The organism is Chloroflexota bacterium (assembly GCA_018648225.1).
Classification (GTDB): domain Bacteria; phylum Chloroflexota; class Anaerolineae; order Anaerolineales; family UBA11858; genus NIOZ-UU35.
In genome coordinates this window covers 1-5,099 of record JABGRQ010000206.1, presented here as the reverse complement: position 1 = coordinate 5,099, position 5,099 = coordinate 1, and the positions used below count along the sequence as shown (strand labels likewise).

6 protein-coding genes are annotated in these 5,099 nt (G+C 53.0%); 2 read left to right on the top strand and 4 right to left on the bottom strand.

What is annotated here, in order from left to right; translation table 11 throughout:
* On the bottom strand, positions 1 to 389 hold a 389-nt coding region (locus HN413_17650), incomplete at its 3' end, for a hypothetical protein (protein MBT3392226.1).
* Between the two features lie 270 nt (positions 390 to 659).
* Here HN413_17650 and HN413_17645 point away from each other — a divergent pair.
* The gene (locus HN413_17645; GenBank protein ID MBT3392225.1) at positions 660 to 1,343 is read left to right on the top strand and encodes an SOS response-associated peptidase; all 684 of its coding nucleotides are present in this window, start codon (positions 660 to 662) and stop codon (positions 1,341 to 1,343) included.
* Between the two features lie 14 nt (positions 1,344 to 1,357).
* A complete protein-coding gene (locus tag HN413_17640) occupies positions 1,358 to 2,347 on the top strand; it encodes a D-glycerate dehydrogenase (protein MBT3392224.1) in 990 nt (329 codons plus the stop codon).
* 39 nt (positions 2,348 to 2,386) lie between these two features.
* Here HN413_17640 and HN413_17635 read toward each other — a convergent pair whose 3' ends face one another.
* The 3 genes from HN413_17635 to HN413_17625 form a co-directional block, all read right to left on the bottom strand.
* On the bottom strand, positions 2,387 to 2,824 hold the full coding sequence (locus HN413_17635) for a GNAT family acetyltransferase (GenBank protein MBT3392223.1): 438 nt from the start codon (positions 2,822 to 2,824) through the stop codon (positions 2,387 to 2,389).
* Positions 2,825 to 2,987: 163 nt separating this feature from the next.
* Entirely contained in the window at positions 2,988 to 3,611 is a 624-nt protein-coding gene (locus tag HN413_17630; GenBank protein MBT3392222.1) for a chloramphenicol acetyltransferase, read from the bottom strand.
* A gap of 32 nt (positions 3,612 to 3,643) precedes the next feature.
* On the bottom strand, positions 3,644 to 4,903 hold the full coding sequence (locus HN413_17625; GenBank protein MBT3392221.1) for a cysteine desulfurase-like protein: 1,260 nt from the start codon (positions 4,901 to 4,903) through the stop codon (positions 3,644 to 3,646).
* Positions 4,904 to 5,099: the final 196 nt, after the last annotated feature.

The window sequence follows — 5,099 nt, the reverse complement described above, 5'->3', positions numbered from 1 at the left end:
CCAATCAGCAGCGGACGCAAACGCATCAGCACCGCCTGCATAACCGGTTCCTGAACAATTCCAGCATAGATGGCTAATTCGGCAGCTACCCAGGTGAAAAACATCAATACCCCAGTGACGAATGCAATTGATTTTCGGGCAGCTAGTCTTTCTCGCAGTAGTCTTTCGCGTTGATCAAATTGCGCCTGCCGCCAAAAAGAGAATATCAGCACTCCCAATGCGGCCAATGCAACGAACAGAGCAGCCCCCAACATCACCAACCGCGCTGCCGATAAACCCAAAAAACGCGCGCTGGCGGCTTCTGATGGCGCGCGTAGAATCGCGCTAGCGATAAAGCTGCTCTCAAAGGCGATCAAAAAAAGGGCAATTCTTGACGGGTATCGGATCATTTAGCTAAGCTCCGCCCTTCCGACATACAAACGGTCAGACAGAGAAGTTAGATATTGGCTTGCGCGCGTGACCACTCAAAACAGCAGAGAACTTGAGTGACCGAATTATTATAACAACTTACGCAAACACTATTGATTATTTTTTCCCCACGTTATTGAAAGAATAAAGCCGCGGTATTGTACTATCCGCAATATGCTTTGACAACCCTGCCCCTCCGTGAAATAATACCTGGAGACCAAATATCAACTTAAATCGCAAAGGGCTACACCATGTGCGGACGCTTCACACTTACAGCTACTCCCGATGAATTAGCAAACGCCTTCCCCTGGCTCGAGATTGCTCCAGAAGCCTACACTGTGCCACCGCGCTACAATATTGCCCCCAGCCAACCCATCGCAGTCGTCACAAATAATGGCACGAATAAATTAGATTATGTTATCTGGGGATTGATCCCCTTTTGGGCGAAAGACCCAAAAATCGGCTATAAAATGATCAATGCCCGCGCCGAAACCCTGGCTGAAAAACCATCTTTTAAAGCGGCCTACAAATACCGCCGCTGTTTGATCCTCAGTAGTGGTTTTTACGAATGGCAAAAATCACCTGACAGCAAAACCAAAATACCGCACTATATTCGCATGAAAGCGGGCGCGCCGTTTGCCTTCGCCGGGCTTTGGGAACGCTGGCAATCCCCGGATGGCTCCGAGATTTTATCTGCCGCCATCATCACCACCGAACCGAATGATTTGATGCACCCCATACACAATCGCATGCCGGTCATTTTAGCCGCCAAAGACCATCAACACTGGCTAACCCCTGGGGAAATGCGCCCAGCGGCACTTTCGCCGCTGCTTGCCCCTTATCCCAACGAAGAAATGCAAGCCTACCCGGTTTCGACATTTGTCAACAGCCCTGCCAACGATAGCCCCATCTGCGTTGCCCCTTTGAGCGCCTGAAACCGAAAACAACTATGCCCACAAAGCTCCCCCTGGTACTCATCTCACATGCCTTGCCGGTAGACTGGCTGGAAAAATTAGCCGGACACTGCCAAATATTGGCGGGGCCGCCCGAGGCAGATCATCTGGCCCCGGAGCTGGTTCAACACTTACCGGATGCGGTGGGAATTCTGACTCTCTTGACGATTCCTGTCTCGGAGCGGGTGATTACCAACGCCCCCAAATTGCGAGTTGTCAGCAATATGGCGGTGGGCTACGATAACGTAGATATAACAGCCTGCACCCGCCGCGGCATCCCGGTGGGCAACACTCCCGGCGTACTCACGGAAGGCACCGCCGACCTGACGCTAGCCTTACTCCTGGCGGCTGCTCGCAAACTCCCTCAGGCCAGCCAGGATGCCCGTGCAGGCCGCTGGACAACCTGGTCGCCCACGGGCTGGCTCGGAGCCGACCTGCAAGGCGCAACTCTGGGCATCATTGGTATGGGCAAAATTGGTTCTGCCGTTGCTCGCCGCGCGGCAGCCTTTGGGATGAAGATTATTTACAGCAATCCCTCCCCTCGATCAGAAATCGAATATACTTCAATGGCTATGCGCAAATCATTCGAAAAAGTCATCGCCGAAAGCGATTTTCTGAGCCTGCATTGTCCCCTCACAGACGAAACCCGCGGCCTGATCGACGCGGTTGCGTTGCGCGCCATGAAGCCCAACGCCATCCTGATCAACGCTTCGCGCGGCCCGGTGGTTGTCCGCGCCGATCTGGATCATGCCCTGCGCGAAAAGTGGATCGCCGCTGCGGCCCTCGATGTCACCGACCCTGAACCCTTGCCCGCGGATGATCCACTTTACGACCTGCCCAACTGCCTGATCGTGCCGCATATTGGCTCGGCCACCCAACACACGCGCAAACGTATGGCCGAACTGGCCTGCGAAAACCTTCTCGCAGGGCTGCGCGGCGAACGCCTGCCGCATTGCGTAAACCCTGAGGTGTACCGAAATCTGTAATCAGCGAACGATTGGCTAAAACTGGTTACTAACTTCTGGTCACAGTTCAACAGCATACGGCTCATCGGGGTCAAGCCGTTTCCCCAGGCTGATTACAGCATCATTTTTGTAGCCGATGCCCTCATAAAACTTAATCACTTCAAGGTTGGTTTCGCGCACCTGAAGGTTGATCTTCGGACATCCGGCCGCGTTCAGCAAACGCTCTGCCTCGGCCATCAGCGCTGCGGCAATCCTCTGCCGCCGGTAGCGCGGCGACACCGCCAGATAGTTGATCCAGCCGCGATGGCCTTCATACCCAACCATGCACGAACCGATAATTTCGCCTTCGAGCAAGGCCAATAAAAACCACTCCGGGTTGACCTGAAGCTTGCGCTCAATATCTCGCCTGGGGTTGTTGTGCGGTACCATCAGGCCGCAATCGAACCAGAGTCGGATGACTTCGTGTTCATCGTCAGGGGTATAGGGACGAATTAACAAATTTTCCACAAAACTACTCCTAATTACATTTAAACCTATGTTCTTCCTAAGTAGGTACTGGAAAGTATCTGAAAAACGGTGTCATTGCGAGCCGCTGTAAGCGGCGAAGCAATCTTCAAAAATAACAGGTTTTTAAAGAACTTTTCGCAGTTCACGTAATCCCCTACATTTCATCCAGCAATTCTTGCAGGCGCATGAAATACCGCCCCATGTGCAAGCCATCCATCAGGGCGTGATGCGCCTGCACGGACACGGGCATCTTTTTGCGCCCGCCATCATCGAAGAACTTGCCCCAGGCAATGCGCGGCACCGAATCCGCCGGAGACATGTGAATGGGGTGCATCATACTGGTGAACGACACCCAGGGAATGCCCGTCATAAAGAGCAGGTCATCTTGACCCGGTCCATCTTCGAGGATTGGGTTTAACTTCACCGCGGCAATCCGCTCAATGGCCCGCGCGTGAAACTCCCCAAACTCGGGGGCATATTCCACCGTGCAGAAACTAAATAATTCGGCATCATTCAAAATCGTAAACGAAGGGTGTACAATTTCATGCACAACCACTTTTTCGCCGCGGATGCGATAGCGGAACTCTTCGATTTCATTGGCGGCGCGGGCGAGGGCGTGAACGACGACCACAGTGAATGGGGCATCTGTCTGCTTCGCCAATGCAACCAGCGAAGTTATATCGACATTTGCCGTCAGATTGAAATGAGGATAATCAAAAGTATTGAACATTTCAAAATGTTGCCGACGCGGCCAGTTTTCCAGGTCAAGATAGCGCATTTGGCGTAATGCTCCTTTTTTCCGTTGATACGCTAACGAATAATATCGCTCAAGATTTCGCCGAAGCGAGAGATTTCTGCCAGCGTGTTGTAATGCGCCGCGCCGATACGCAGCATACCGCCGCTCTCTTCGACACCCAAACGTTGGGTGACGGCCAGGGCGTAGTAATTGCCATCCCATACATACACTCCGCGCTGACCCAGTTTTTCAGCCAGGTCGCCAGGATGCCAGCCATCAACATTGATCGAAAAGGTAGGCACACGCTCGTCGAGACGCTGCGGATCGTTCAATCCATAGAGCCGTACACCAGGAATGGACGCGAAAATATCCAGCATAGCGCGGTCTAATTCGTGCTCGTAGGCCTGAATAGCCGCCATACCCTGCCGCAACCGCAATGCACGGCCGCTGAATGTTTTTGCATCATGGGCCAACAGTCCGCTGCCAAAGTTTTCGCCCAGCCACTCAAAATATTCCAACGCGCCCAGCACGCCAGCGATGCCCTCATGGTTGGCTGTGCCCGTTTCCCACTTGTCCGGCGGCAGGTCCGAGGCCGGGCGGACCTTATAGGCCATCAGGCTATCCAGCAACTCATAGCGCCCGTACAGCACGCCCACATGCGTCCCAAACCACTTGTAGGCTGAGGATACCAAAAAATCGCAGCCGATTTCCTGCACATCAACAATGCCATGCGGGGCATATTGCACGGCATCCACGAACACCAGCGCGCCCGCATCTTTTGCCATTTGAGTAATTTTTTTAACCGGGTTGATCGTCCCCAGGGCATTGGAGGCATACCCCACCGCGGCCAGTTTCGGCTTGCGCTCCAGGGCGCATTCCAGGCTATCCATATCGAGGGTTCCATCTTCAACATCAAAATCAACCCAATCCAGCTCGCAGCCGCGATCCTGGGCTATCAGCATCCAGGGGGAAATATTGGCGTCGTGATCGAGCCGCGTGACCATAATCCGGTCGCCAGGGTTGAGCTGGCGCGCCAGCGAACGACTGATATTCAGCGTCAGCGAGGTCATATTGGGACCGAAGACAATTTCTTCAGCGCAAGCAGCGTTATATAGGTCTTTACAAGCAGTCCGCGCTTCGTCCAGCACGCGGTCTGAGGCGCGGCTGGTTTCAAAAGCGCCGTGCCGGTTGGCGTTGCTTTCGACCAAATATTTCGAGAGGCGCTCCAGCGAGGGCGCGCAAATTTGCGTCCCGCCGGGATTATCCAAAAAGATCACATCGGGATTCGCCAAGGCCGGAAACTGCGCGCGGATTTTTTCCAAGTTTAAAGTCATGTAAGTGTCCTTATCGAATAGAGTTGAGTTCAGGCTGATAATGCCCCCCATTATAAATGATACTGTCTGCACTCCTATACTTTTAGCACAGATTAAAATAAAGAGCTACCTGAAATCTGCCAATACCTCATTCACAACTTTTATGCGAACTCCCGATAACGGTACCACGGTAATATATACGGTTTATATATAATAG